This is a genomic window from Frigoribacterium sp. MEB024, assembly GCF_000878135.1.
Taxonomy (GTDB): domain Bacteria; phylum Actinomycetota; class Actinomycetes; order Actinomycetales; family Microbacteriaceae; genus Frigoribacterium.
Genome location: NZ_JXQZ01000099.1, coordinates 62,999 through 87,271 on the forward strand (window position 1 = coordinate 62,999; position 24,273 = coordinate 87,271).

General features: G+C 71.2%; 21 protein-coding genes. 15 read left to right on the forward strand and 6 right to left on the reverse strand.

Going from position 1 to position 24,273, the window contains the following annotated elements; all coding sequences use genetic code 11:
* Positions 1-4 precede the first annotated feature (4 nt).
* Entirely contained in the window at positions 5-1,642 is a 1,638-nt protein-coding gene (locus tag SZ60_RS14480; RefSeq protein ID WP_043597051.1) for an ABC transporter substrate-binding protein, read from the reverse strand.
* 122 nt (positions 1,643-1,764) lie between these two features.
* Between SZ60_RS14480 and SZ60_RS14485 the strand changes: the two genes are divergently transcribed.
* Positions 1,765-2,397: a TetR/AcrR family transcriptional regulator gene (locus tag SZ60_RS14485; RefSeq protein WP_043597139.1), complete on the forward strand. Its 633-nt coding sequence runs from the start codon at positions 1,765-1,767 to the stop codon at positions 2,395-2,397.
* Here SZ60_RS14485 and SZ60_RS14490 read toward each other — a convergent pair.
* The gene (locus SZ60_RS14490; protein ID WP_043597054.1) at positions 2,394-2,903 is read right to left on the reverse strand and encodes a GtrA family protein; all 510 of its coding nucleotides are present in this window, start codon (positions 2,901-2,903) and stop codon (positions 2,394-2,396) included. The genes SZ60_RS14485 and SZ60_RS14490 overlap by 4 nt on opposite strands.
* A gap of 285 nt (positions 2,904-3,188) precedes the next feature.
* Between SZ60_RS14490 and SZ60_RS14495 the strand changes: the two genes are divergently transcribed.
* On the forward strand, positions 3,189-4,388 hold the full coding sequence (locus SZ60_RS14495; protein WP_043597057.1) for an LAETG motif-containing sortase-dependent surface protein: 1,200 nt from the start codon (positions 3,189-3,191) through the stop codon (positions 4,386-4,388).
* A gap of 18 nt (positions 4,389-4,406) precedes the next feature.
* Here the strand turns inward: SZ60_RS14495 and SZ60_RS14500 are convergent, their stop codons facing one another.
* Entirely contained in the window at positions 4,407-5,387 is a 981-nt protein-coding gene (locus SZ60_RS14500; protein ID WP_043597059.1) for a cation diffusion facilitator family transporter, read from the reverse strand.
* A 326-nt stretch (positions 5,388-5,713) separates the two neighbouring features.
* Between SZ60_RS14500 and ileS the strand changes: the two genes are divergently transcribed.
* The 4 genes from ileS to ndk all read left to right on the forward strand — a co-directional run bounded on the left by ileS (position 5,714) and on the right by ndk (position 11,316).
* Positions 5,714-9,007, forward strand: a complete 3,294-nt coding sequence (gene ileS / locus SZ60_RS14505) for an isoleucine--tRNA ligase (RefSeq protein WP_043597060.1) — start codon at positions 5,714-5,716, stop codon at positions 9,005-9,007.
* Positions 9,004-10,410: a folylpolyglutamate synthase/dihydrofolate synthase family protein gene (locus SZ60_RS14510; RefSeq protein WP_082060193.1), complete on the forward strand. Its 1,407-nt coding sequence runs from the start codon at positions 9,004-9,006 to the stop codon at positions 10,408-10,410. The genes ileS and SZ60_RS14510 overlap by 4 nt, the downstream gene beginning before the upstream one ends.
* The gene (locus tag SZ60_RS14515) at positions 10,407-10,829 is read left to right on the forward strand and encodes a DUF4233 domain-containing protein (RefSeq protein ID WP_043597062.1); all 423 of its coding nucleotides are present in this window, start codon (positions 10,407-10,409) and stop codon (positions 10,827-10,829) included. Before SZ60_RS14510 ends, SZ60_RS14515 begins: the two co-directional genes overlap by 4 nt.
* A 70-nt stretch (positions 10,830-10,899) precedes the next feature.
* Entirely contained in the window at positions 10,900-11,316 is a 417-nt protein-coding gene (gene ndk / locus SZ60_RS14520) for a nucleoside-diphosphate kinase (RefSeq protein ID WP_043597064.1), read from the forward strand.
* A 93-nt stretch (positions 11,317-11,409) separates the two neighbouring features.
* Here ndk and SZ60_RS14525 read toward each other — a convergent pair whose 3' ends face one another.
* Together SZ60_RS14525 and SZ60_RS14530 are read right to left on the reverse strand one after the other, a co-directional pair.
* Positions 11,410-12,333: a thioredoxin domain-containing protein gene (locus SZ60_RS14525; protein WP_043597066.1), complete on the reverse strand. Its 924-nt coding sequence runs from the start codon at positions 12,331-12,333 to the stop codon at positions 11,410-11,412.
* Positions 12,334-12,460: 127 nt separating this feature from the next.
* On the reverse strand, positions 12,461-13,090 hold the full coding sequence (locus SZ60_RS14530) for a vitamin K epoxide reductase family protein (RefSeq protein WP_231567181.1): 630 nt from the start codon (positions 13,088-13,090) through the stop codon (positions 12,461-12,463).
* A gap of 485 nt (positions 13,091-13,575) precedes the next feature.
* Between SZ60_RS14530 and SZ60_RS14540 the strand changes: the two genes are divergently transcribed.
* From SZ60_RS14540 to SZ60_RS14560, 5 genes are all read left to right on the forward strand, one after another.
* The gene (locus tag SZ60_RS14540) at positions 13,576-16,413 is read left to right on the forward strand and encodes an Rne/Rng family ribonuclease (RefSeq protein ID WP_369700713.1); all 2,838 of its coding nucleotides are present in this window, start codon (positions 13,576-13,578) and stop codon (positions 16,411-16,413) included.
* Between the two features lie 18 nt (positions 16,414-16,431).
* On the forward strand, positions 16,432-17,238 hold the full coding sequence (locus tag SZ60_RS14545) for a hypothetical protein (protein ID WP_043597071.1): 807 nt from the start codon (positions 16,432-16,434) through the stop codon (positions 17,236-17,238).
* Positions 17,235-18,287 (forward strand): permease, encoded by a 1,053-nt coding sequence (locus SZ60_RS14550; RefSeq protein ID WP_043597073.1) that lies wholly within the window; start codon positions 17,235-17,237, stop codon positions 18,285-18,287. The genes SZ60_RS14545 and SZ60_RS14550 overlap by 4 nt, the downstream gene beginning before the upstream one ends.
* Positions 18,277-19,167 carry a TIGR03943 family protein gene (locus tag SZ60_RS14555; protein ID WP_043597076.1) on the forward strand — a complete coding sequence of 297 codons (891 nt, stop codon included), beginning with the start codon at positions 18,277-18,279 and terminating at the stop codon, positions 19,165-19,167. Before SZ60_RS14550 ends, SZ60_RS14555 begins: the two co-directional genes overlap by 11 nt.
* Positions 19,168-19,228: 61 nt before the next feature.
* Complete coding sequence (locus SZ60_RS14560) at positions 19,229-20,608, forward strand: hypothetical protein (RefSeq protein ID WP_043597079.1); 1,380 nt, start codon at positions 19,229-19,231, stop codon at positions 20,606-20,608.
* Positions 20,609-20,645: 37 nt separating this feature from the next.
* Here SZ60_RS14560 and SZ60_RS14565 read toward each other — a convergent pair whose 3' ends face one another.
* Positions 20,646-20,921, reverse strand: a complete 276-nt coding sequence (locus SZ60_RS14565; protein WP_369700714.1) for a DUF4031 domain-containing protein — start codon at positions 20,919-20,921, stop codon at positions 20,646-20,648.
* Between the two features lie 178 nt (positions 20,922-21,099).
* Between SZ60_RS14565 and rplU the strand changes: the two genes are divergently transcribed.
* From rplU to proB, 4 genes are all read left to right on the forward strand, one after another.
* Positions 21,100-21,408 (forward strand): 50S ribosomal protein L21, encoded by a 309-nt coding sequence (gene rplU, locus SZ60_RS14570; protein ID WP_043597080.1) that lies wholly within the window; start codon positions 21,100-21,102, stop codon positions 21,406-21,408.
* Positions 21,409-21,426: 18 nt separating this feature from the next.
* Positions 21,427-21,693, forward strand: a complete 267-nt coding sequence (gene rpmA / locus SZ60_RS14575; RefSeq protein ID WP_043597083.1) for a 50S ribosomal protein L27 — start codon at positions 21,427-21,429, stop codon at positions 21,691-21,693.
* A 143-nt stretch (positions 21,694-21,836) separates the two neighbouring features.
* Positions 21,837-23,387, forward strand: a complete 1,551-nt coding sequence (gene obgE, locus SZ60_RS14580) for a GTPase ObgE (protein ID WP_043597086.1) — start codon at positions 21,837-21,839, stop codon at positions 23,385-23,387.
* Positions 23,384-24,229: a glutamate 5-kinase gene (proB, locus tag SZ60_RS14585; RefSeq protein ID WP_082060194.1), complete on the forward strand. Its 846-nt coding sequence runs from the start codon at positions 23,384-23,386 to the stop codon at positions 24,227-24,229. The genes obgE and proB overlap by 4 nt, the downstream gene beginning before the upstream one ends.
* Positions 24,230-24,273: the final 44 nt, after the last annotated feature.

A 24,273-nucleotide genomic window follows, 5' to 3' on the forward strand; every position in this document is an offset into this window, starting at 1 on the left:
CCGGTCAGCTCGCCTCGTAGGCGTCGTACATCGTCGGCGCCTGGACCGTCGGCAGGGCACGGACCCCCTGGACGGCCGAGCGCACCAGGTAGTGGTTCTGCTGGTCGTACAGCGGCAGGACGTGCCACCCCTCGAGGATGATCTGCTGCGCCTGCTGGTAGAGGTCGGCGCGCTCGTCGGCGTCGCTCGTCTCGGAGGCGCGGGTCAACAGGTCGTCGAGGGCCGGGTCGCTCGTCTGCGACAGGTTGGCGAAGTAGCCGCTCGGGGCCGGGGTGATGCCGTCGCTGTCGTAGAGGATGCGCAGCACGTCGGGGCCGACCTTCGTGTACGGCGCGCTCACCAGGTCGTACTCGTTCGCGGCGAGGGCGCCGTACCAGCTCGAGAGGTCGAGGGGCTCGAGGGTGACGTCGAAGCCGAGGTCCTTCGCGCCGGCCTGGACCTGCTCGAAGAGCGACTGCTCGGCCGGGATCGACTGGTTCGTGCTGACCGGGAACGTCGCGGCGAGGCGCACACCGTCCTTCGTGCGGTAACCGTCCGCGTCGCGGGTGGTCCACCCGGCCCGGTCGAGCAGGTCGTTCGCCGCGTCGGTGTCGACGTCGAAGAGCGACTCGTCGGAGAATGCCAGCGGCTCGACGCTCGACAGCGGGCTGTACGACCGCGTCGCCGTCCCGAAGAAGAGCGAGTCGATGCCCGAGTCGACGTCGACGCCACGGATGAACGCCTCGCGGACGGCCAGGTCGTCGAAGGGCGCCTTGCCGGCGTTGAGCTCGATGCGGTTCGAGGCCCCGGGGCGAGGGGCGTCGATCTCGTCGAGCGAGTCGTCCTTGGCCGCGGCGACCAGGGTGTCGGGCTGGGCGTTGTCGATCACGTCGACCTGGCCGGCCTGCAGCGCGGCGTAGCGCGACGCCGAGTCGGGGATGAACCGCCAGACGATCTCGTCGAGGTAGGCGGGCCCCTGGTGCCCGGCGTCGGCCGGCGGCGAGCTGTAGTCGTCGTTGCGGGTGAGGACGACCTGCTGCTGCTTGGTCCACGACTCGACCGCGAACGGGCCGGTGCCGACCGGTGACTCGCAGTTGACCTCCTGGCTGCGGGTCAGGGCGTCGGGGGACTCCATCGCGAGCCAGGGCTGTGAGAGGGACTCGAGGAGGGCGCTGTCGGGCTCGCGCAGGTCGAAGCGTGCCGTGCGGGCGTCGACCGCCTGGACGCCGGTGACCTTGCCGAGGGCGAGGTACCCGGTCGACGACAGCGTCGTGGGGTCCTGGAGGTGGGCGACGTTGGCGGCCACGGCGGCGGCGTCGAACGGGGTGCCGTCGGTGAAGGTCACGCCGTCCTTCAGCGTGAAGGTCCAGCTGAGGCCGTCGGATGCCTCTTCCCAGGAGTCGGCCAGCCACGGGACGACGTCACCGTTCGCGTCCTTCGAGACGAGCGACTCGAGGTACTGCGTCGACACGAGCGCCTGCGGGTAGTTGCCGCCCACGTGGGGGTCGAGGCAGGTCGGCTCGGCGTCGCCCGAGGCGTAGGTGAGCGTGCCCCCGGAGACCGGGGTGGAGGAGGCGTCGGGGTCATCCCCGCTCGTGCAGCCGGCGAGCACGAGGCTCGCGACGGCGGTGGCGGCGATCAGGACGGGCAGGCGACTGCGCATGGGGCTCCGGGCGTGGGGACTGACGGGACGTCGGGTGTGATCCACTGCCTCCGAGACGAGGGCTGCATTCGTGGACCGGGTGCAACAAGTGCGGCGTCGAGTCTAGCGGCATGATGGTGGCCATGTCAGATGGACCAGGTCCGATCCGCCCGCGGCGGCCGGTCGGCCGACCTCGCCGCTCGTCCGCCGAGATGCTGGCCGACGCGGCCGCCGAGCTGTTCCTCGAGAACGGCTACGCCGGGACGACCGTCGACGACATCGCCCGCCGGGCCGGCGTCAGCCGCGGCACGTTCTTCAACTACTTCGAGGCCAAGTCCGACCTCTTCTGGCTCGACCTCGACCAGAGCCTCGCGGATCTCGGGGACCTGCTGCGCGCCTCCTCGGGGCTCTCGCCGGTCCGGGCGGTCGAGGCGGCGCTCGTCGCGCTCGCCGAGGCCCACGATCCCGAGCGCGTGCCGTGGGCGCTGACCCAGTCCGAGGCGATGGCCCTCGGTGACGACCTGGTCGCGTCGGCGGCCGTCCGGTTCGTGCGCCAGCAAGGGGCGGTCGCATCGTACGTCGCCGAGCGCTCGGGTCGCGATCGGTCGGACCTGTCGGCCCAGGTGGTCGGCTCGGCCTTGATCGCCGCCGCGGCGGCCGCGATCTCGACCTGGGCCCGAGCCGGTGTCTCGCGCGGGCCCCTCGGACCGGTCGTCGCGGCGGCCGTGGGGCCGGTCGCGGACGGACTCGACGCCCGGGAGGCGCGCTCGGCCTAGACGGTCGGTGTCGGCGACGTCGAGGGGGACGTGGGCGAGAGGACGTCGACCAGCTCGGCGCGCTTCGGGAAGACCCACTTGTTCATGGCCCAGTAGCGGAAGACCATGGCGAGCATGGTGCCGACGATCGGGCCGCTGACGAAGTCGGCGATCTCTTGCGCGGTTCGCGAGACGTTCGGCACCTCGAGGCCGAAGCCGTAACGCGAGAGGTAGAGCGGCGCCGAGTTGAGGCCGACCCCGATGATGCTGACGATGACGAAGAGCAACATCTCGTGCGCGGTGTGACGCTCGCCGCGGTCGTCGAACGACCACTTCTTGTTCATCCAGTACGAGAAGACCGTCGCGACGATGATGCCCAGCGCGAGGGCGGTGACGGGGTGCTGGGGGATGACGAACAGCTTGAGCCCGTAGTTGATCACCATGGTGATCACGAAGCCGATGCCCCCGACGACGAGGAACCTCGCCGCGGAGGGGTGCTCTCTGATGAGCTTGATGACTGCTTGCACTGCATCACGGTAGCCGAGCGCGCCATGAAGTGGCTGGAAGCGACCGCGGGATGCGTCACGAATCACCCCCCGAACGAGAGGGTGAGCCCGCGCGGCGCCGGAGGGTTGAGGGCGGCTCAACCTTGCGGATGACTTCTCGTCACGGCCTGATCACGGCGTGAGGATCTGTCGCCCTCGGTGGCTAACGTCGTGCTCGTCGGACCGGATCACCGGGACGGCGACCGGTCGCCCCGGGGTGGGTCAGGGCGACCGGTCCACCCTGACTCACTGAAGAGGACATCACTCATGAAGAAGACCGTGTCGACCGCCACCGCGCTGTCGACGGCCATCGTCATCGCCCTGGGGGGCATCGCGCTGAGCGGACAGGCGGCCTTTGCGCAGCCGGTTCCGATCGAGCAGGAGGCGGCGGCCGCTCCGGCCGACGTCGAACCCGTGGTCGAAGCGACGGTAGAGCCCGAGATCGTCGACGACGCTCCGGAGCCGGCCGTGCCCGCGGACGAGTCCACAGCCGAGCCGACGGACGGTTCCGGGCCGGCTGAGGATGAGGCGCCCGTCGGCACCGAGCCGGGCGTGGCGGTGCCCGAGACAGCGGTCGAGGGTTCGGACGAGGCACTCGCGGCGCGGGCGGGCGCCTTCACGCTCGAGAGTCCCGTGCAGGGCGGGGCCTACGACACCCTGGGTTACGACGTCGTCGTCCTCACGGACGAGGTCGACGTGCAGATCGAGGTGCTCGACGGCGCGGGCGTGGTCGTCTGGGGCGCGGTGCACCAGTCCGGTCCGCGGATCGAGACGACCATCGGTCTCGGGGACGACGCCGCAGTGGACCAGACCGTCACGGTGGTCGTCGAGGATGCCCAGGGACTCGTGCTGGGGCAGGAATCCCGCACGTTCCGGATCGACGTCCCGACGTCCCCGGCCGTGACCGTGAGCACGCCACGGACCGGGGCGGTCGTGACGGCAGATTCCGAGTACCCGGGTCTGGGTGTGTTCGAGATCGCCGGAACGGGCGTCCCCGGATCGGCCATCGCCTTCACGGTCGAAGCCTTGAGTGGTCAAGAGGGGTGGGGCCACGACTACGACGCCCCCCGCGTCGCCGCCGACGGTACCTACCGCTTCACGGAGATCCTGCCTCACGGGTCGTGGCGGCTGCTCGTGAGTCAGTACGTGCCTCGCGGTGACGGCCAGCTCGGCCTCGAGGGTCCGCCGCGCAGCCGTCAATCCGTCCCGGTCGTGGTGGAATTCGCACTGGCCGCTCCGGCTGCGGCAGCGCCGGTGGTGTCTCCGGTCACGCCTGCGATCGTCCCGACCGTCTCGAAGCCCGTCATCCCGGTCGGTGTGAGGGTCGTCCCCGTGTCGCACCGCTCGGACCTCGCCTACACGGGCTCGTCCGAGACGACGCCGTGGGCGGGTCTCGCCGGGATGGTGCTCGTGGGTCTCGGGGCGGCGACCGTCCTCGTCACCCGGCGCCGCGCCTCCCGGGGCTGACGCCTGACCGGTCCGCGGTCAGCGACGAGCCGGGTCGGACGCCTTCCGGGGCGTCAGGCTCGGCTCGTCCGGCGTCGAGAGGGTGAGCACCGCTTCCTCGACGGCGTCGTGGTCCTCGAGCTGACGCTCCACGCGGCGCAGGGCGACGGCCACGTGCTCCTCGCTGTCGTCGCCCGTCATGTCGACTGCGGCGACCAGGTAGAGACGGCCCGGCCCCACGAACTCGGTGTGCAGGTAGGTGACTCGCTCGATCTCGGGTCGGGCCAGCAGACGTTCGAGCACGGTCGACTCGAGCTCGTCCGAGGGGCTCTCGCCGACGAGGAACCTCCGGTTGCGGTCGATCAGCACCAGCGCGACCACTCCCAGCAGCACGCCGACCGCGATCGAGCCGATCGCGTCGAACACCGCCGACCCGGTGACCTGGTGCAGGAAGATGCCGAGGAAGGCGATCAGCAGGCCGATCAGCGCTGCCGCGTCCTCGGCGAACACCGCCCGCAGGGTCGAGTTCGAGCTGCGCAGCACGTGCCGCAGCGTCGGCACCTGCCGTTCGGCCGCCGAGCCGCGGGCCTGGCGGAAGGCCTGCAGGAACGACGTGCCCTCGAGCACGAAGGCGATCGCGAGGACGACGTAGTTGATCAGGTAGTTCTCCGCCTCCTCCTCGGCGGTCAACTGCGAGATGCCGTGCTGGATCGACACGACGGCACCGACGGTGAACAGGCCGAAGGCGGCGAACATGGACCAGACGTAGGTCTCCTTCCCGTAGCCGAGGGGGTGGGCGTCGTCCCGGCGCTTGACGCCGCGCTTGTCGGCGACGAAGAGGAAGATCTCGTTGCCCGTGTCCGCCCACGAGTGCGCCGACTCGGCGACCATCGAGGCCGACCCCGTCAGGAAGGCGGCGACCGTCTTCGCGACGGCGATGAGCAGGTTGGCGAGGAACGCCACGATGACGGTGACCGTGCTCTCGGGCTTGGCCGGCGACGCGGACGGGGTGGAGGACATGGCCTCGATCCTGCTCCTCGGAACGACCTCGCGCCTCCTCGGCTCTGACGGTAGGATCGACCACGCATCGATCCGGCCATCACCGGGGAGCACCCGGAAGAAAGCGACCGGCGGGCCACGGCCCGGTGGTCGTCGGTAGAACCGGGCGGGGCAGGCCCGTCACAGCCGCAGCAGAGCGGTCGCGGTCACCGTCCGAGAGGGCGACGACGGCGGCAAGCGGGGTGGTACCGCGCCATCCGGGTCAGGCACCCGGTCGGCGTCCTCGTGGTCAGAAGGTCCCTCGGCCAGAGCAGCGGGGGCGACCCACCGCACGACCTGGAGAACCGATGACCTACCCCAAGGGTTCCGACGCCACGGGCGTCCCCGCCTCACCGCGCTTCCCCGAGATCGAGACCGGCGTCCTCGCCTTCTGGAAGCGCGACGACACCTTCGCCGAGTCGATCCGGGCCCGCGAGGGCTGCGACGAGTGGGTCTTCTACGACGGCCCGCCGTTCGCCAACGGCCTGCCGCACTACGGACACCTCCTGACGGGCTACGCCAAGGACGTGTTCCCGCGGTACCAGACCATGCGCGGCAAGCAGGTGCACCGGCGTTTCGGCTGGGACACCCACGGGCTGCCCGCCGAGCTCGAGGCGATGCGCCAGCTCGGGCTGACCGAGAAGCACGAGATCGACGACATGGGCATCGACGTCTTCAACGCCGCCGCCCGCAAGTCGGTGCTGCAGTACACCGACGAGTGGCAGCAGTACGTCACCCGTCAGGCGCGCTGGGTCGACTTCGACGACGACTACAAGACCCTCGACGTCGACTACATGGAGAGCGTCGTCTGGGCCTTCAAGCAGCTGCATGACAAGGGGCTCGCCTACGAGGGCTTCCGCGTGCTGCCCTACTGCTGGCACGACCAGACCCCCCTGTCGAACCACGAGCTGCGCATGGACGACGACGTCTACAAGAGCCGCCAGGACCAGACGGTCACGGTCGCCTTCCCGCTCGTCGGCGCCAAGGCCGAGGCGCTCGGCCTGACCGGCGTCGAGGCCCTCGCCTGGACGACCACCCCGTGGACCCTGCCGACCAACATGGCGCTCGCCGTGGGGCCGGCCATCGACTACGTCGCCGTGCCGCACGCCCTGCTGCCGGGCGAGCGCACCGGCGACCAAGAGCTGCTCACCGGCAGCGTGTTCCTGCTCGCGGCCGACACGCTCGCCGCCTACGCCCGCGACCTGGGCTACGAATCCGCCGAGGCCGCCCAGTCCGCCGTCACCGCGACCTTCACCGGTGCCGAGCTCGAGGGCGTCGAGTACGACCGCATCTGGGACCTCTACGCCGACACCGAGGCCTGGGGCACCGAGAACGCCTGGCGCATCCTGGTCGCGGACTACGTCGCCACCGGCGAGGGCACCGGCATCGTCCACCAGGCCCCGGCCTACGGCGAGGACGACCAGCTGGTCTGCGCCGCCGCCGGCATCCCCGTCATCGTCTCGGTCGACGACGGTGGGCGCTTCCTGCCGATGTTCGACGAGCTGGGCGTCGCCGGCCTGCAGGTCTTCGACGCCAACAAGCCGCTCGTGCAGCGCCTCCGTGCCGACGGTCGCCTGGTGCGCCTCGCCAGCTACGAGCACAGCTACCCGCACTGCTGGCGCTGCCGCAATCCCCTGATCTACAAGGCCGTGTCGAGCTGGTTCGTCCGCGTCACCGAGTTCCGCGACCGCATGGGCGAGCTGAACCAGCAGATCACCTGGGTGCCCGACAACGTCAAGGACGGCCAGTTCGGCAAGTGGGTCGGCAACGCCCGCGACTGGTCGATCTCGCGCAACCGCTACTGGGGTTCACCGATCCCGGTGTGGAAGAGCGACGACCCCGCCTACCCGCGCGTCGACGTCTACGGCTCGCTGGCCGAGATGGAGGCCGACTTCGGTCGACTTCCGCTGAACGCCGACGGCGAGCCCGACCTGCACCGCCCCTTCATCGACGAGCTCACCCGCCCGAACCCCGACGACCCGACGGGGCAGAGCACCATGCGCCGCATCGAGGACGTCCTCGACGTCTGGTTCGACAGCGGTTCGATGCCGTTCGCCCAGGTGCACTACCCGTTCGAGAACCAGCAGTGGTTCGACGAGCACAGCCCTGCCGACTTCATCGTCGAGTACATCGGTCAGACCCGCGGCTGGTTCTACACGCTGCACACGCTGTCCACCGCGCTGTTCGACCGCCCGGCCTTCTCGAACGTCATCAGCCACGGCATCGTGCTCGGCTCCGACGGTCAGAAGATGTCGAAGAGCCTGCGCAACTACCCGGACGTCAGCGAGGTGTTCGACCGCGACGGGGCCGACGCCATGCGCTGGTTCCTCATGTCGAGCTCGGTGATCCGCGGCGGCAACCTCGTCGTCACCGAAGAGGGCATCCGCGAGGGCGTCCGACAGTTCCTGCTGCCGCTGTGGAGCACCTGGTACTTCTTCTCGCTCTACGCCAACGCCGCGTCCGGAGGCGCGGGTCGGCATGCCGCCCCCGGTCACGACGCGCAGTGGCGAACCGACTCGAGCGACGTCCTCGACCGCTACCTGCTCGCGAAGACGCGCCTCCTGGTGTCCGACGTCGAGGCCGCGCTCGACGCCCTCGACACGCCGCGGGCCACCGCGACGCTGCGTGACTTCGCCGACGTGCTGACCAACTGGTACGTCCGACGCTCGCGCGACCGGTTCTGGTCGGGCGACGACGTCGACGCGTTCGACACCCTCTTCACGGTGCTCGAGACGCTCACACGGGTCGCGGCCCCGCTCGCCCCGCTCGTCGCTGACGAGGTCTACAAGGGCCTCACCGGGGGGCGCTCGGTGCACCTGACCGACTGGCCCGACGCCTCGGCGTTCCCGGCCGACGACGCTCTCGTGACCGCGATGGACGCCGTCCGCGCCGTCGCGTCGAGCGGTCTGGCGCTGCGCAAGTCCCAGGGGCTGCGCGTCCGTCTGCCGCTGGCCCGTCTGACGGTCGTCACGCCCGACCCGGCAGGCCTCGAGGCGTTCGCCGACATTGTGCGTGACGAACTCAACGTCAAGCGGGTCGTCGTGACCCGCCTGACCGAGGAGAGCCTCGGCGAGTACGGAGTCACCCGCAAGCTCACAGTCAACGCCCGGGCCGCGGGTCCCCGCATCGGCAAGCAGGTGCAGCAGGTCATCCCCGCGGCGAAGAAGGGCGACTGGCAGCCCGCGGGCGAGAACGTCGTCGTCGGCGGCGTCGAGCTGCTGCCGGGGGAGTTCACCCTCGAGCTGGCGGTCGCGGACGCGTCGAGCGCCCTCGCCTTCGTCGGTGACGGCGGCTTCGTGCTGCTCGACACCGCGACGACGCCCGAGCTCGAGGCCGAGGGCCTGGCTCGCGACGTCGTCCGCGCCGTCCAGCAGGCCCGCAAGGTCGCCGACCTCGACGTGTCCGACCGCATCACGACGACGCTCACGACCGACGCCGCCGCGGCCGCCGCCGTCGAGGCACACCGCGAGCTGATCTCTCGCGAGACCCTGACCACCGAGCTGATCGTCGACGTCCACGAGGGCGTCGGCGACAGGCCCGAGAAGACCGTCGTCGGATCGGGCCCCGGCTCGGCCGTCGTCGTGGAGGTACGACGCGCATGACCCCGAAGAAGAACGACCGTCAGGGCGACCCCGCCGACGAGCAGGGAGGCGAGTTCGCAGCCGGCGCGCGGCGCGTCCACGACGAGCTGCTGGCACGCATCGGCGAGCAGGCCCCGCAGCCCCGGCTCGAGCCGACCCGGCGCGCCGTCGAACTGCTGGGTGACCCGCAGCGGGCCTACCCGGTCATCCACCTCACCGGCACGAACGGCAAGACGTCGACCAGCCGGATGATCGAGAGCATCCTGCGGGCGCACGGCCTGCGCACCGGGCTCATGACGAGCCCGCATCTCGTGCACCTCAACGAGCGCATCGTCGTCGACGGCGAGCCGATCAGCGACGAGCGCCTGGTCGCCAACTGGGACGACATCCAGCCCTACCTGACCATGGTCGACACCGACCTCGAGGCCTCGGGCGACCCCGCCCTGACCTTCTTCGAGGCCCTGACGGTGCTCGCCTTCGCCTGCTTCGCCGACGCTCCGGCCGACGTGGTCGTGCTCGAGGTCGGCATGGGGGGCGAATGGGACAGCACGAACGTGGCCGACGGCCAGGTCGCCGTCTTCACCCCCATCGCCCTCGACCACCAGAACCGTCTCGGCTCGACCGTGGCCGAGATCGCCCGCACGAAGGCCGGGATCGTCAAGCCCACGGCCGCCGTGGTCTCGGCGTCGCAGACCTCCGAAGCCCTGGTCGAACTCGAACGTGCCGTCGAGTTGAGCGAGGGGTCGCTCGCGGTCGAGGGCACCGCCTTCGGCGTCGAGTCGACCACCGTCGCGGTCGGCGGCCAGGTCGTCACGATCCGCGGGCTCGCGGGCCGCTACGACGATCTGCTGCTGCCGCAGTTCGGAGACCACCAGGCCCAGAACGCGGCCGTCGCGGTCGCGGCCGTCGAGTCCTTCCTCGGCGGCGGGTCGCAGCCGCTCGACCACGAGGTGCTCGCCGAGGGACTCGCGAGTGCGACGTCGCCCGGCCGTCTGCAGATCGTCGCCAACGAGCCGACGATCCTGGTCGACGCGGCGCACAACCCGCACGGCGCCCGCGCCCTCGCCAAGGCGCTCGACGACTACTTCCAGTTCGGCGGCGTCGTCGCGGTGCTCAGCGTGCTGGCCGACAAGGACGCCGCGGGCATCGTCCGCGCCCTGGCGCCCACGGTCACCCAGTTCGTCGTGACGAGCTCGCAGTCCGACCGGGCGATCGACGCCGACGAGCTCGCCGCCATCGCGGTGGGCGTCGTGGGTGCCGACCGCGTCGTCGTCGAGACCGACCTCGTGGCGGCCCTGCGCACGGCGCGCGACCTGGCCGACGAGGTCGAGGGCGACGAGCCCGGCGGCGTCGTCGTGACGGGTTCGATCACGCTGGTCGGCGACGTCATCGCCCTCTCGCAGCAGCCCGAGGGGCTCTCGTGACGACGGCACCGCCTCCCGCCGGAGCCGGAGCCGGCGGACGCGCGCCGCGCCCCCGTCGACGCCGCGGGGCGGCCGAGAGCCTGCTCTCGATCGTCCTCGTGCTCGAGGCGATGACGCTGTTCTTCGTCACCCTCGTGGTCTTCGGGCGGCAGTTGCTGCCGGCCGGCGTCGCCTGGGGCGGAGGCCTCGCCGCGATCGTCCTCACGCTGCTGATCTCGCAGACCCTGCGCTGGCGGTGGGGCGTCGCCCTCGGCTGGCTCGTCCAGCTGGGTCTCGTGGCCTGTGGGTTCCTCGATCCGGTCATGTTCGTCGTGGCCGCCCTGTTCGTCGCCATCTGGACCTACTGCCTGGTCAAGGGCACGCAGCTCGACCGCATGAACGCCGCCCGGCTGCGCGACGCCCCCGGCGACGTGGCCTGAGCCGAGACCCCCCGACCCGTCCTCCGGGCGACCGCCCGCGAGCCATCCGCCACCCACCGAAAGAGGAGCAATGTCCGATCTCGAAGAAACACTCGTCCTCGTCAAGCCCGACGGCGTCGCCCGCGGCCTGACCGGCGAGATCCTGCGCCGCATCGAGGCCAAGGGGTACTCGCTCGTCGACGTCCGCCTCGTGCAGGCCGACCGCGACCTGCTCGCGAAGCACTACGAGGAGCACGTGGGCAAGCCGTTCTACGAGCCCCTCGTCGAGTTCATGCAGAGCGGCCCGACCGTCGCGCTGCGCATCGCGGGCGACGCCGTCATCGCGGGCTTCCGCTCGCTGGCCGGCACGACCGACCCGACGACCGCGGCCCCCGGCACGATCCGTGGCGACCTCGGCCGCGACTGGGGCTTGAAGGTCCAGCAGAACCTGGTGCACGGCAGCGACAGCCCCGAGAGCGCCGCGCGCGAGCTGGCCCTCTGGTTCTGAGCCACCCGCCGGCGTGACGCCGGAGACCACCGAGCCCGCGCCTCCTGAGTCCATCAGGAGGCGCGGGCTCGGTCGTGTCGACGGGTCGCGTCGTCAGGGGGTCGGCGTCGCCGTCGAGCCACCGGTCTCGCCCGTGCTGGTGTCGCCGGTCGGGGCGCCGTTCTGCACCTCGGCGACGAACTGCGCGAAGGTGCTCGCATCGGTCAGCGAGCCCTGGTACTGCTGGCCGTTCACCAGGACGAGCGGGGTGCTCGCGAGCTTGTCGAGCGACGAGTTCGGGATCGGGTCGTTCAACGCCCGCTGGGTGGCCGAGGCGACCCAGTCCTCGAAGTCGCCCCCCTTGATGCACGACGGGATCTGCTCGTCGGTCGCCCCGGCACCCTGAACCAGGGTGACGAGCTCGTCGTTCGTCAGACCCCGGGTGTTCTCCTCGGGCTGTTGCGCGAACAGGGCCGTGTTGACGTCGAGCGCCTTGTCGGGCTCGTGGTTCGCGACGCAGGCGAAGGCGTTGGCGGCGCGCGTCGAGTACCGGCTGCCCTGCGAGGCGTTGTCGAGGAACCCGATGGGGTGGATCGCCAGGGTGGCGGCGCCGCTCGAGACGGCCTCGTCGAGCTGCTGGGCGTTCGTCGTGTCGAACTGGCCGCAGAACGGGCACATGTAGTCGAGGTAGACCACGATCGACGGCACGTCGCCGGTCGCACTCGGGGCCGGGGTCGGCGTCGCGTCGGCCGCGAGGGCCCCGCTCGGCACGGCGGTGACGGCGCCGTTCGACCCCTCGAGCACGAGACCGTCGCTCGCCATGTTGGCGGGGCCGGGACCGGCCGGCTTGATCGACTGCGTGATGACGAGCGCGACGATCGCGAGGACCGCCACCACGCCGACCACCAGGCCGCCCTGCAGGAGCCACTTGTTGCGTCGGCGCCGACGGGCCTCGGCCTCACGGGTGATGCGGGCCTTCTCGCGGGCCGCCTCTCGGCGTTCCTTCTTGCTGGCGGGGGAGTCGGTGGGTGGCGTCATCAGTCCTCGTCGTGGCTCGGTGGTCGTCCGACCAGACTGGCGAGGTCGTCCTCGAATCTGCTGGGAGCAGCCTGAGCGCGACGGACGTCGCGGGGGTCGGCCGCCCCGGGACGAGAGGAGGGGCGGGTCAGCCGAACAGCGTCGGCAGCAGCAGCGGGAACACGACGACGATGGTCGTGGCGACGACGATGTAGTTGAGCACCGGCAGGACCCACGAGTACGGGAGGAACCGTGCCGCCGCCCGCTGGAGCGGCCCCTCGGGGACGGTGACGCCGCGAGCCGCGCCCCACACCGTGAAGACCCAGAACAGCGGGATGGTGAAGAGCCAGACGAGCATGCACCACGGGCAGAGCGCCCCGATGACGAAGACCGTCTGCGTGAATAGCCAGGTGACGAAGACCCAGGCGAGCAGCAGCCCGAGGTTGAACGCCAGCCAGAACCACCGGGCGAAGCGGGCACCGGCGAGGAGGCCGAGACCCACCGCCACGGGGGCGGCGAAGCCGATCAGGCCGAGGATCGGGTTGGGGAAGCCGAAGAGCGAGGCCTGCCAGCTGTTGATGACCGGCGAGCAGCCCACGAACGGGTTGACGTCGCAGCCGAGCGCCGCGCCCGGGTTCTCGAGCAGCCGGAACTTGTCGAGGGTGAGGGCGAAGGCCCCCACCAGGCCGCCGAGGCCGGCGACGATCAGCAGCACGGCGGCCACGAACGGGGTGCGGCCGGTGGGCAGGGTCACGGCCCGAGGCGTCTCGACGGTCACGGTGAGCAGTATCGCACGGGCCGTCGGGGCGTCCGCTTTGACCCCGCACCGGCCTGGGCGTGCGATAATCGAGCCAGTCGTGGGGCCCAGGCCCCGAGATCCAGGCTTACCGGGCACTGCCGGCCGTCGTCGTCACGCGAGAGATCGCGTTCTCGACGAGGTCGAGCCGAAACCGGGCCAGAGCGCAGGCGCTCATCGTCGGATGGCCAGTTCCGAACCAGCAAGGCGACACGAAGAACAGCACGTCGACGAACGACATCGAGGGCGACGACCGCAGGTCGGTCGACACCCCGGATGACCGAACGTGACGTGTCCGACAAGGCGCGCCGTGAGAGGGCGCGGTGGTCAGGGGCAGGTGCGACGTCACCGCCCGACCACGACACGAGAATTCCTGCCGACGGCATGGCCTCGGCGGGGCGAGGAGCGCACCGCAAGTGGTGAACGACAACACAGACAACGACGGACGTCCGAAGAAGAGAAGGGGATTGTTCGCAGGCCTCAGGGCTCGCCAGGCGGCGGTCGACGCCGCCCCGGCGGCGACCCCCGACGCGCAGCGAGCAGCACTCCCTTCACCCGTCCGGACGACAGACGACGCCCAGGAGGCATCACCCGTGACCCACGAGACCGAGACCACCGACGAGCAGGTCGCGGCCCAGGCCCCGACCTCCGAGCAGAACGCGACCGACGCCGTCGCCGAGGCGTTCGTCGCCGCGGCGACCCAGCCGGCCCAGGCCGACGACGCGTCGACCGACGAGTCGTCCGGGTCGCCGATCCCGGCGAACCTGACGACCACGTCGCTGATCTTCCACGCGCCCGAGATCACCGTCCTGCCGGCACGCCCCGGTCGACGACAGCGGGACGACCGTGACGACCGCTACGACCGCGACGACTCGTGGGACGACGACGGCGACGACGAGCGCGACGAGCGCGACGACCGCGACGAGCGCGACGAGCGCGAGCAGCAGCCCGCCTCGCGCCGTCGTCAGCGCGGCCGCTCGCAGGACCGCGAGGAGCGCGACTCCGAGACCCGCGGTCGCGACCGCGACCGTGCCCCGCGACAGGCGGAGCTCATCACCGAGCCGCAGCGAATCAAGGGTTCGACGCGTCTCGAGGCGAAGAAGCAGCGCCGCCGCGACGGCCGCGACGCCGGACGCCGCCGCACCGTCATCACCGAGGCCGAGTTCCTCGCCCGTCGCGAGAGCGTCGATCGCAAGATGATCGTCCGCTCGTCGGGCGACCGCATCGAGATCGGCGTCATGGAGGACGGCACGCTGGCCGAGCACTACGTCGCCAAGGCGCAGAACGTGTCGCTCATCGGCAACGTCTACCTCGGTCGCGTGCAGAACGTGCTGCCCAGCATGGAGGCCGCGTTCGTCGACATCGGACGTGGCCGCAACGCCGTCCTCTACTCGGGCGAGGTCGACTGGGACTCCCTGTCGACCGGCAACCAGCCCCGTCGCATCGAGCTGGCCCTCAAGCCCGGCGACCGCGTGCTCGTCCAGGTCACGAAGGACCCCGTCGGCCACAAGGGTGCTCGTCTCACGAGCCAGATCTCGCTGCCGGGACGCTACCTCGTGTACGTGCCCAACGGCTCGATGAACGGCATCAGCCGCAAGCTGCCCGACACCGAGCGTGCGCGCCTCAAGAAGATCCTCAAAGAGGCCCTGCCCGAGAACACCGGCGTCATCGTGCGCACCGCGGCCGAGGGCGCGACCGAAGAGCAGTTGACCCTCGACGTCAAGCGCCTCACGAACCAGTGGGCCGACATCGAGAAGAAGGTCGCGGCGGGCAACGCCCCGAACCAGCTGCACTCCGAGCCCGACCTGCTCATCAAGATCGTGCGCGACGTCTTCAACGAGGACTTCCACGAGATGGTCATCGACGGCGACGAGGCCTTCGAGACGCTGCAGTCCTACCTGTCGGCCGTGGCGCCCGACCTCATGGACCGCGTCAAGCGCTACGAGGGCGACAAGGACGCGTTCGACGAGTACCGCCTCAACGAGCAGATCGAGAAGGCGCTCGACCGCAAGGTCTGGCTGCCCTCGGGCGGTTCGCTCGTCATCGACCGCACCGAGGCGATGACCGTCGTCGACGTCAACACCGGCAAGTTCGTCGGCTCGGGCGGCAACCTCGAAGAGACGGTCACGAAGAACAACCTCGAGGCCGCCGAAGAGATCGTCCGTCAGCTGCGTCTGCGCGACATCGGAGGCATCATCGTCGTCGACTTCATCGACATGGTGCTCGAGTCCAACCGTGACCTCGTGCTGCGTCGCCTGGTCGAGTGCCTCAGCCGCGACCGCACCAAGCACCAGGTGGCCGAGGTCACGTCGCTCGGGCTCGTCCAGATGACGCGCAAGAAGTTGGGACTCGGCCTGGCCGAGTCGTTCTCCGAGGCCGGCAGTGCCGCGCGCGTCCAAGAACAACAGCCCCGCAAGGGCGGCCAGCAGGGCGACCGTCGACGTGGCGGCCAGGCCGGTGGGCCCGGCAAGTCGGGCGGCAACGGCCACAACACGGGCTCCGGTGCCGGCACCGGGCCGCAGTCCGGTCGCGGCGGCCCCTCGGCGCCGACCGGTGGGGCACACCCCACGACGGGCACCCACGCCATCACCGACGACGTGAAGAACGCCCTCTCGCGCATCGCGGCGAGCACCATCGCCCACGCCGAAGAAGGCGGCGGCAAGGACGACGACGCGGCCAGCCAGGCCGCGGCGGCCGTCGAGGCCGCCATCGACGCCGCCGCCGCGAGCGCCACGAAGGCCGAGCCGGTCGCCGAGGCAGCCGGTGACCAGGCGGACGAAGGCCGTCGCGGGCGTTCGGGCCGCAAGGGTCGCCGTGGTTCGTCACGTGCCGCGCGCGAGACCGGCGAGGACGCCGGCGAGTCGACGCCCTCCGAGTCGGCTCCCGCCGACTCGCGCGCCGGTGTGATCGAGGTCCCCGCGGCCGCCCCGGCCGAGCGGTCGGTTCCGGCGGCTGCCGTGGCCGCACCCGTCGACGAACCCACGGAGGCGCCGGTCGCCAAGACCACGGAGCGTCGCCGCTCGTCGGCCACGGTCTCGACCCCGGACGCCACGGTCGCGATCCTCGACATCCCTGTCGCCACCACGCGTCGTGAGCCGCGTCGCATCAGCAGCCAGGACGCCGAGCAGCTGCTCGACTCGGTGTTGGGTGCGTTGCCCGAGCCGAAGCAGCCCGGACAGGGGCGTTCGCGCTCGCGCCGCGCCTCCAGCCAGGGCACGACCGCGGCGGCTCCGGCCGAGCCGACGACGTCCGGCGAGTCCGGTCCGTTCATCCTCGGCGTGGGGGTCAGCTCCGACGATCTGTGAGTCGTCTAGGGTGACCTCGTGCCTCTGACCCAGCCCGGAACCCCGACCGTCAGGTCGAGGTTCCGGGCTGCGTCCGTCGCGGCCTCGGGGCCCGAGGGGCGCGAGCGCCTGCTCATGGCGGGCACGGCCCTCGCCGTCGTCCTGGTGGCCCGTTTCGCCCTCGGGCTCGTCGCACTCGTCGGGTCGGCGGTCGGCTTCTCGGTGACGGCGTTCCCCAGCGGGTTCGTCGCGACGCCGGTCGGACAGTTCCTCGGCAGCTTCGTGCTCTACCCGTTCCCGTTCTACGTCGCCTCGTTCGCCGTGCTCGCCGCGACGAAGCCGCTGACACCCCGGTCCGACCTCCGGACGGTGGTCCGCCACGCGGTCGTCGCGGGCGGCGTCGGGACGATCGCGCTGGCGGTCGTCGGCATCGTCCCGGGCATCGTCCTCTCGATCGACGGCGGCACCTGGGTGAACCTCGCCCTCTACCTGACGACCATCCCGCTGTCGGCCGGCATCGTCGACACGGCCCTGCTCGTCGCCGGTGCCGTGCTCGCCCGACTCTGGCTGGGCGGCGGCGACGGTGACGAGGTCTGGGCGGTCGAGCCCGGGCCCCGGGACGCCGAGGCCGAGGCGGAGGCCGACGCGGCCGACGTGGACGACCGCACCGCGCCTCCTGCCGTCTCGGACGACCGGCTCACCCGCGTCCCGACGGTCGCCGCCGCGGGGCCCTCGGCCCCCGTCGCCCCGCCCGAGCGTCCCGTCGTACCGGCGCACCCGACCCCCGCGCCGGACGACTGGTCGCGCTTCGCGCCCCCCGCCGAGCCGAGCGGGGACGACCGGTGAGCGCTCCCGTCCGGGAGCGCACCGAGCACGCCGGGCACGGCGTCGGACGTCGTGCGCGCCGGGCGCCGTCCCGCGTCCCGCTGCTCGTGGCCGGTGGGCTCGTGCTCGCCGTGCTCGTGGCGGTCCGCCTCGCCTCGCCCCTCCTCGGCCCGGGCCTGCTGCCGAACGCGCTGCAGGACTTCGTCACGCTGACCATCAGCGTCATCGTCGAGTCGATGCCGTTCGTCCTGCTCGGCATCGTCCTGTCGATCATCGTGCAGGAGTGGCTGCCGCAGGCGTTCTTCTCGTCGTGGCTGCCGAAGCGAGGGCTGCCCCGTCGCGCGGTCATCTCGTTCCTCGGCATGTTCCTGCCCGTCTGCGAGTGCGGCAACGTGCCCTTGGCGCGGGGGCTCGTGCTCAAGGGCTTCACGGTGTCCGAGTCGATGACCTTCCTGCTCGCGGCACCGATCCTCAACCCGATCACCATCATCACCACGCACCAGGCGTTCGGGTGGGACGACGGCATCCTCGTGGCCCGGTTGATCGGCGGCTTCGTCATCGCGAACCTGATCGGCTGGCTGTTCAGCAAGCACCCGAACCAGCAGAGCCTGCTGACCTCCTCGTTCGCGGCCGAGTGCCGGGTCGACGACGGCCATGCGCACGGGCGGGGTCGCACGGCGAAGAGCGTCGACCTGTTCCGCCGCGAGATGTCGACCATGATGCCCGCGCTCTTCATCGGCGCGGCCATCGCGGGCGCGATCCAGACGATCGTTCCGCGCTCGGTGCTCGTCACGCTCGGCAGCAACCCGGTCTGGTCGGTGCTGGCGATGATGGTGCTGGCCTTCGTCATCTCGATCTGTTCGAACGTCGACGCGTTCTTCGTGCTGCCGTTCGCCTCGACGTTCATGCCCGGCGGCATCGCCGCCTTCCTCGTCTTCGGCCCCATCATCGACGTCAAGATGCTGGCCCTGCTGCGGACGACCTACACACCCAAGGTGCTCGGGCAGGTCACCCTCGTGGTGGCCCTGACCAGTGCCGCGATCGGACTGGTGGTCAACTATGTCGCCTAGCCCTGCTCCTCGCCCCTGGCGCCGACTGCTCGACCGCTGGCAGGGGGTGCTGCTGACGCTCGTCGTCGGCGTCGCCACCCTCTGGCTCGCCGCGACCGGTCAGCTCGTGCTGTACATCCACCCCCGGTACGACGTCTTCACGGTGGTGATGATCATCATCGGCATGACGTTGTCGCTGGCCACTCTGGCGTTCTCGCCCGTCCGGGGTGACGACCCCCACGACGGCCACGACCACGACGCCGGCCATGACCACGACCACGACCACGACGGACGTCTCGACGCGGCCGAGGTGCCCGCGGTCGAGGACGGGCTCCGTCCGCGCCGCCGCCGACCGGTCGCCACGGGAGCCCGCCGCCTCGCCTTCTCGGTGGGCGTGGCCGTCACCGCCGCCGTCGCGATCGCCGTCGTCGCCCTGCCCCCGGCCACCTTGACCAGCGCCACGGCCGGCCAGCGCGACGTGAACTCGTCGACCGCGGCGCTCGACCGTACGACCGTGGCCGACGCGACCGGCGCCTCCTCGGATGCCTACCGGTCGTTCAGCGTCCTCGACTGGGCCGGCCTGTTGAGGCAGACGACCGACCTCGCCTTCTACGAGGGCAAGACCGCGGACGTGGTCGGCTTCGTCACGCCGTCCGACACCGATCCCGACGACGTGTTCTACGTCTCGCGTTTCGTCATCACGTGCTGCGCGGTCGACGCCCAGCCCGTCGGCGTCCCGGTCTACCTGCCGGGGTGGCAGGACCAGGTCGCCGCAGACGACTGGGTCGAGGTCACGGGTGGCTTCGACACCAACCGCAGCAGCTCGAGCCAGGACCCCGTCGCCCTCGTGCCCGACGACGTCACGACCGTGGGACAGCCCAGTGACCCGTACCTCTACTGAGGGCGGGCGGGGCCGGGGCACGACGGGAGGGGCCACGCCCGACCCGTTCGCCTCCGACCCCGTGTTCCTCACCGAGGAGGACGCCCGTGAGGCCGGCGCCCGGTGGCGCACGCGATGGATCGCCGTCGTCACCGTCCTCGCGGTGCTCTGCGCCGCCTTCGTCGGGCTGACCTACTTCCAGGGCCCGAAGGCGGGCGAGACGCAGGTCGACACGACGGCCGTGGTCGAGCGCCCCGGCCAACAACTGCGGGTGTTCGCCAACCAGGCGCTCGCCCACGTCGACGCGTCGCAGGTGGTCGTGACGCCCGCGGCCGCGTTCACGGTGCAGACCTCGGGCGACGTGGTCGCGGTGACCTTCACCGGCCGGCTCGCCTACGACACCGACTACCACGTCCGCATCGGCGGCGTCTCGAGCGTCTACCAACGACAGACCTCGACCCTGGAGGCGCGGTTCAGCACGCCCCCGGCGACGCTGTACCGGCTCGTGCGAGGCACGGGCGGGGCCGACGACCGCATCGAACGAGCCGGGCTGCGGGGCTCGGACCGCACGACCGTCTGGTCGGCGCCGCGCATCCAGGCCTACGAGGTGTTCGACTCGGCGGTCGCGGTCGTCACGGACGACGGGGCGCAGAGCAGCCTCAGCCTCGTGTCGCTCGACGGGGCCGCCGTCGAGACCCTGCCCGTGCCCGACCGGCCGGGCCTGATCACGCGCTTCGCCGCCGATCGAGCCACCACGACGCTGGCGTTCTCGTTCCGTCCCACGGACTCGGACGTCGAGACGCTCTACACGCTGCCGTTGCAGGGGCAGCGGGCGGTGTCCCCGGTCCTCGGCCTGTCCGGGCAGCCCGTCGAACCGACCGACTGGGCCTTCGTGCCGGGTGAGGACGTCGTCGTCGTCCAGGCCGTCGACGACTCGGTGAGCGTGATCGACCTGTCGGGAGTCGACCCGGTCCGGCCGGTCGGCACGTACTCGCTGTTGCAGGGCGTCTCGCTCGACGGCACGACCCTGATCGCCGCGTCGGCGATCGCGTCCATGGTCGTCGACCTCGCCACGGGGGACGAGCGCCCCCGGGCGCCCGCCCCGGTCGACGGGGTCCTCCCGTTCGCCGGCCCCCTCGTGGCCCTCGACTCCGACCACGTCGTGCAGCAGGTGTCGGTGCCCTCCGACGACGGACTGACGTACCGCACGCTCGTCGTCGCCGACGACGGCACCACGTCGCGGACGCTCTGGCAGCCCCCGAGCGCATCCGGAGTGGTCGAGGGCTTCGACGTCTCCCCGAACGGGCAGTACCTCGCGGTCCAGTCGGTCGGGGACGCGACGACGCCGACGGATTACTCGTACACGATCGACCCCGTGGCCGACGGGGTCACCACCACGATCGTCGACATCGCCTCGGGCGCCGTCGTGGCCAGCTACGAGGGCTTCGACACGACCTGGTGACCGCGCCGGGGCGGAAGCGCACGGGTGGACGGGTGGCTCAGGCCGTCAGGCCGCGTTTGATCCGCTGGGACACCCGGAGTCCGCTGCGCTCGAGACGTCGGGCCAGGTCGAGGCCCGTCACGGCGACGGCGCCCCCGGCGATCAATTCGGCCCGTCGTGACTCGGGCACGTCGTAGTGGTCGTGGTCGAACCCCCGGCGGGGGATGCCGTGACGCGCGGCGAAGGCGTGCAACTCGTCGTAGGAGTCGTCGCTCACCAGGTGTGCCCACAGGGTGTCGTGGGCCGGCCACACGGCCTCGTCGATCAGGATCACGCCCTGGATGGTAGTCGTCGGCCCGCCCTCGGGCGCACGAGTCCCCGAACGGAGGAGGCGCAGGGCCGGCCGGCGGACGCGTTGACGGCCCCCGCGGCCCCCTGTACGATGGGCGGTTGGTGCGCGCAGGCTCGAGGTCGCGTCGCGCCGGACACCCCACGAATCTTAAGGAACAGACATGGTCTACGCAGTCGTGCGCGCCGGTGGTCGGCAGGAGAAGGTCGAGGTCGGCACGATCGTCACCCTCGACCGTCTCAAGGCCGCCGAAGGCGACGCCATCACCCTTCCCGCCGTGCTGCACGTCGACGGTGACACGGTCATCTCGGCCGCCGACGAGCTGGCGAAGATCACCGTCACCGCCGAGGTGCTGAACGACCTGCGCGGCCCGAAGATCGTCATCCAGAACTACAAGAACAAGACCGGTTACAAGCGTCGCATGGGCTTCCGTGCCGACCTGACCCGCGTCAAGATCACCTCGATCAACTGAACCAGGGGCTGAGAACACATGGCACACAAAAAGGGCGCATCGTCCACCCGCAACGGTCGTGACTCGAACGCACAGCGCCTCGGCGTGAAGCGCTTCGGCGGCCAGGTCGTCCTCGCCGGCGAGATCATCGTCCGCCAGCGCGGCACCCACTTCCACCCCGGCGTCAACGTCGGCCGTGGCGGCGACGACACCCTCTTCGCCCTCGCCCCCGGTTCGGTCGAGTTCGGCGCCAAGGGCGGCCGCAAGGTCGTCAACATCGTCGCCTCCGCGACGACGACGGTCTAGCACGACCACGCGGCGTCGGCACACGACCCGCATCGGCGGCCCTCGCGGGTCGCACCGTCTGGGGCGAGCATCCTGCTCGCCCCAGACGTGTTTGACCCGGGCAGCTCGCACCGGCACGCACAGACAAAGAGATCAAGCACCTCATGGCCACATTCGTCGACCAAGTGACCCTCCACCTCCGCGCCGGCAACGGCGGCAACGGCTGCGTGTCCGTCAAGCGCGAGAAGTTCAAGCCGCTGGCCGGCCCCGACGGCGGCAACGGCGGTCACGGCGGTGACGTCGTGATCGTCAGCGACACCGGCGTCACGACGCTGCTCGGGTTCCACCGTGCTCCGCACCGGTCCAGCGACAACGGCGGCTTCGGCATGGGAGACCACCGTGCCGGCACCAACGGCGAGACCCTCGAACTCGTCGTGCCCGTGGGCACGGTCGTCAAGTCCGCCGACGGCACCGAGTTGATCGACATGGTCGAGCCCGGAATGCGCTACGTCGCCGCCGAGGGCGGCATCGGCGGCCTGGGCAACGCGGCCCTCTCGTCCACCAAGCGCAAGGCCCCCGGCTTCGCCCTGCTCGGCACCCCCGGCTGGGCCGGGGACGTGCTGCTCGAACTCAAGGTCGTCGCCGACATCGCCCTGGTGGGCTACCCGTCGGCCGGCAAGTCGAGCCTCGTCGCGGCCCTCTCGGCCGCGAAGCCGAAGATCGCCGACTACCCCTTCACGACGCTGCACCCCAACCTCGGCGTCGTCGAGTCGGGCGACACGCGCTACACGGTCGCCGACGTCCCCGGGTTGATCGAGGGTGCCAGCGAGGGCAAGGGACTCGGGCTCGAGTTCCTGCGCCACGTCGAGCGCTGCTCGGCGCTGCTGCACGTCCTCGACTGCGCGACCCTCGACCCCGGCCGCGACCCGCTGACCGACCTCGACGTCATCCTGCGCGAACTCGAGGCCTATCCCGTCCCCGACGGCCAGAAGCCGCTGCTCGACCGCCCGCAACTGATCGCGCTGAACAAGGTCGACGTGCCCGACGGTCGCGAGCTGGCCGACTTCGTCACGCCCGAGCTCGAGGCCCGCGGCTACCGCGTCTTCGAGATCTCCGCCGTGAGCCACGAGGGCCTGCGCAACCTGTCCTTCGCCCTGGCCGACGTCGTCGAGGCCAGCCGAGCCGAGATCGCGGCCCGCCCCGCGCCTCCTCGCATCGTCATGCGCCCCCGCGCCGTCAACGAGAAGCCCTTCGTCATCAGGGTCGAGGGCGGAACCTACGGCAACGTGTACCGCATCCTGGGCCAGAAGCCCGAGCGCTGGGTCGTGCAGACCGACTTCAACAACGAAGAGGCCGTGGGCTACCTCGCCGACCGGCTCAACGCCATCGGCGTCGAGGACGCCCTGTTCAAGGCCGGTGCGCAGGCCGGTTCGACGGTCGTCATCGGCCCCGAGGGCGGCATCGTCTTCGACTGGGAGCCCACCCTCACCTCGACGGCCGAGCTGATGACGAGCGCCCGTGGCACCGACCCGCGCCTGATCCAGAACGACCGTCCGACCCGCAACCAGCGTCGCGAAGAATACTTCGAGCGCATGGACGCCAAGGCCGAGGCCCGCGCCGAGCTGCAGCGCGAACGCGCCGCCGGCCTGTGGACCGACGACGAGGGGTTCCTGGTCAAAGAGGGCGACGACGTCGAAGGCGACGAGCGGGCGTGACCGGGGGCGTCGTCGACCGCGCCGGCCTCGGCACGGCCCGCCGCATCGTGGTCAAGGTCGGCTCGTCGTCGATCAGCGGTGACAACGCGGGCCAGATCGAGCCGCTGGTCGACGCCCTCGCCGCGACGTACGGTCGGGGCGCCCAGGTCGTGCTCGTCTCGTCCGGGGCCATCGCCACGGGCCTGCCGCACCTGCGGGTCGACTCCCGTCCGACCGACCTCGCCACCCAGCAGGCGGCCGCCGCGGTCGGGCAGAACGTCCTCATCTACCGGTACCAGCAGAGTCTGCGCCGCTACGGCATCGTGGCCGGGCAGGTGCTGCTGACCGCCGGCGACATGCAGAACCCGACCCACCGCAGCAACGCCCAGCGCGCCATGGAGCGCCTGCTCGAGCTGCGCATCCTGCCGATCGTCAACGAGAACGACACCGTCGCGACCCACGAGATCCGCTTCGGCGACAACGACCGGCTCGCGGCGCTGGTGTCGCAGTTGATCGGTGCCGACGCGCTCGTCCTGCTCAGCGACGTCGACGCCCTGTACACCCGACCGCCGCACGAACCCGGCGCCGTCGCGATCGTCGACGTGCCCTTCGGGGACGAGCTCGCCGGGGTCACCTTCGGCGAGGCAGGCGCGGCCGGCGTCGGGACGGGAGGCGCGGGCACGAAGGTCGCGGCCGCCCGGTTCGCGGCCGAGGCCGGCACACCCGTCCTCGTGACGAGCACCGGCAACGTCGCCCGGGCACTCGCGGGCGAACAGGTCGGCACCTTCTTCGAGGCGGCGGGAGGCGCGGGGTCGGGACCTGCGACGGGGGACGCCGGTTCCGCGGGCGGGCGACCGGCCTGACCCGCGCCTCCCGGGGTGTCGTCCGGGCGACCGGAGGCGACCGT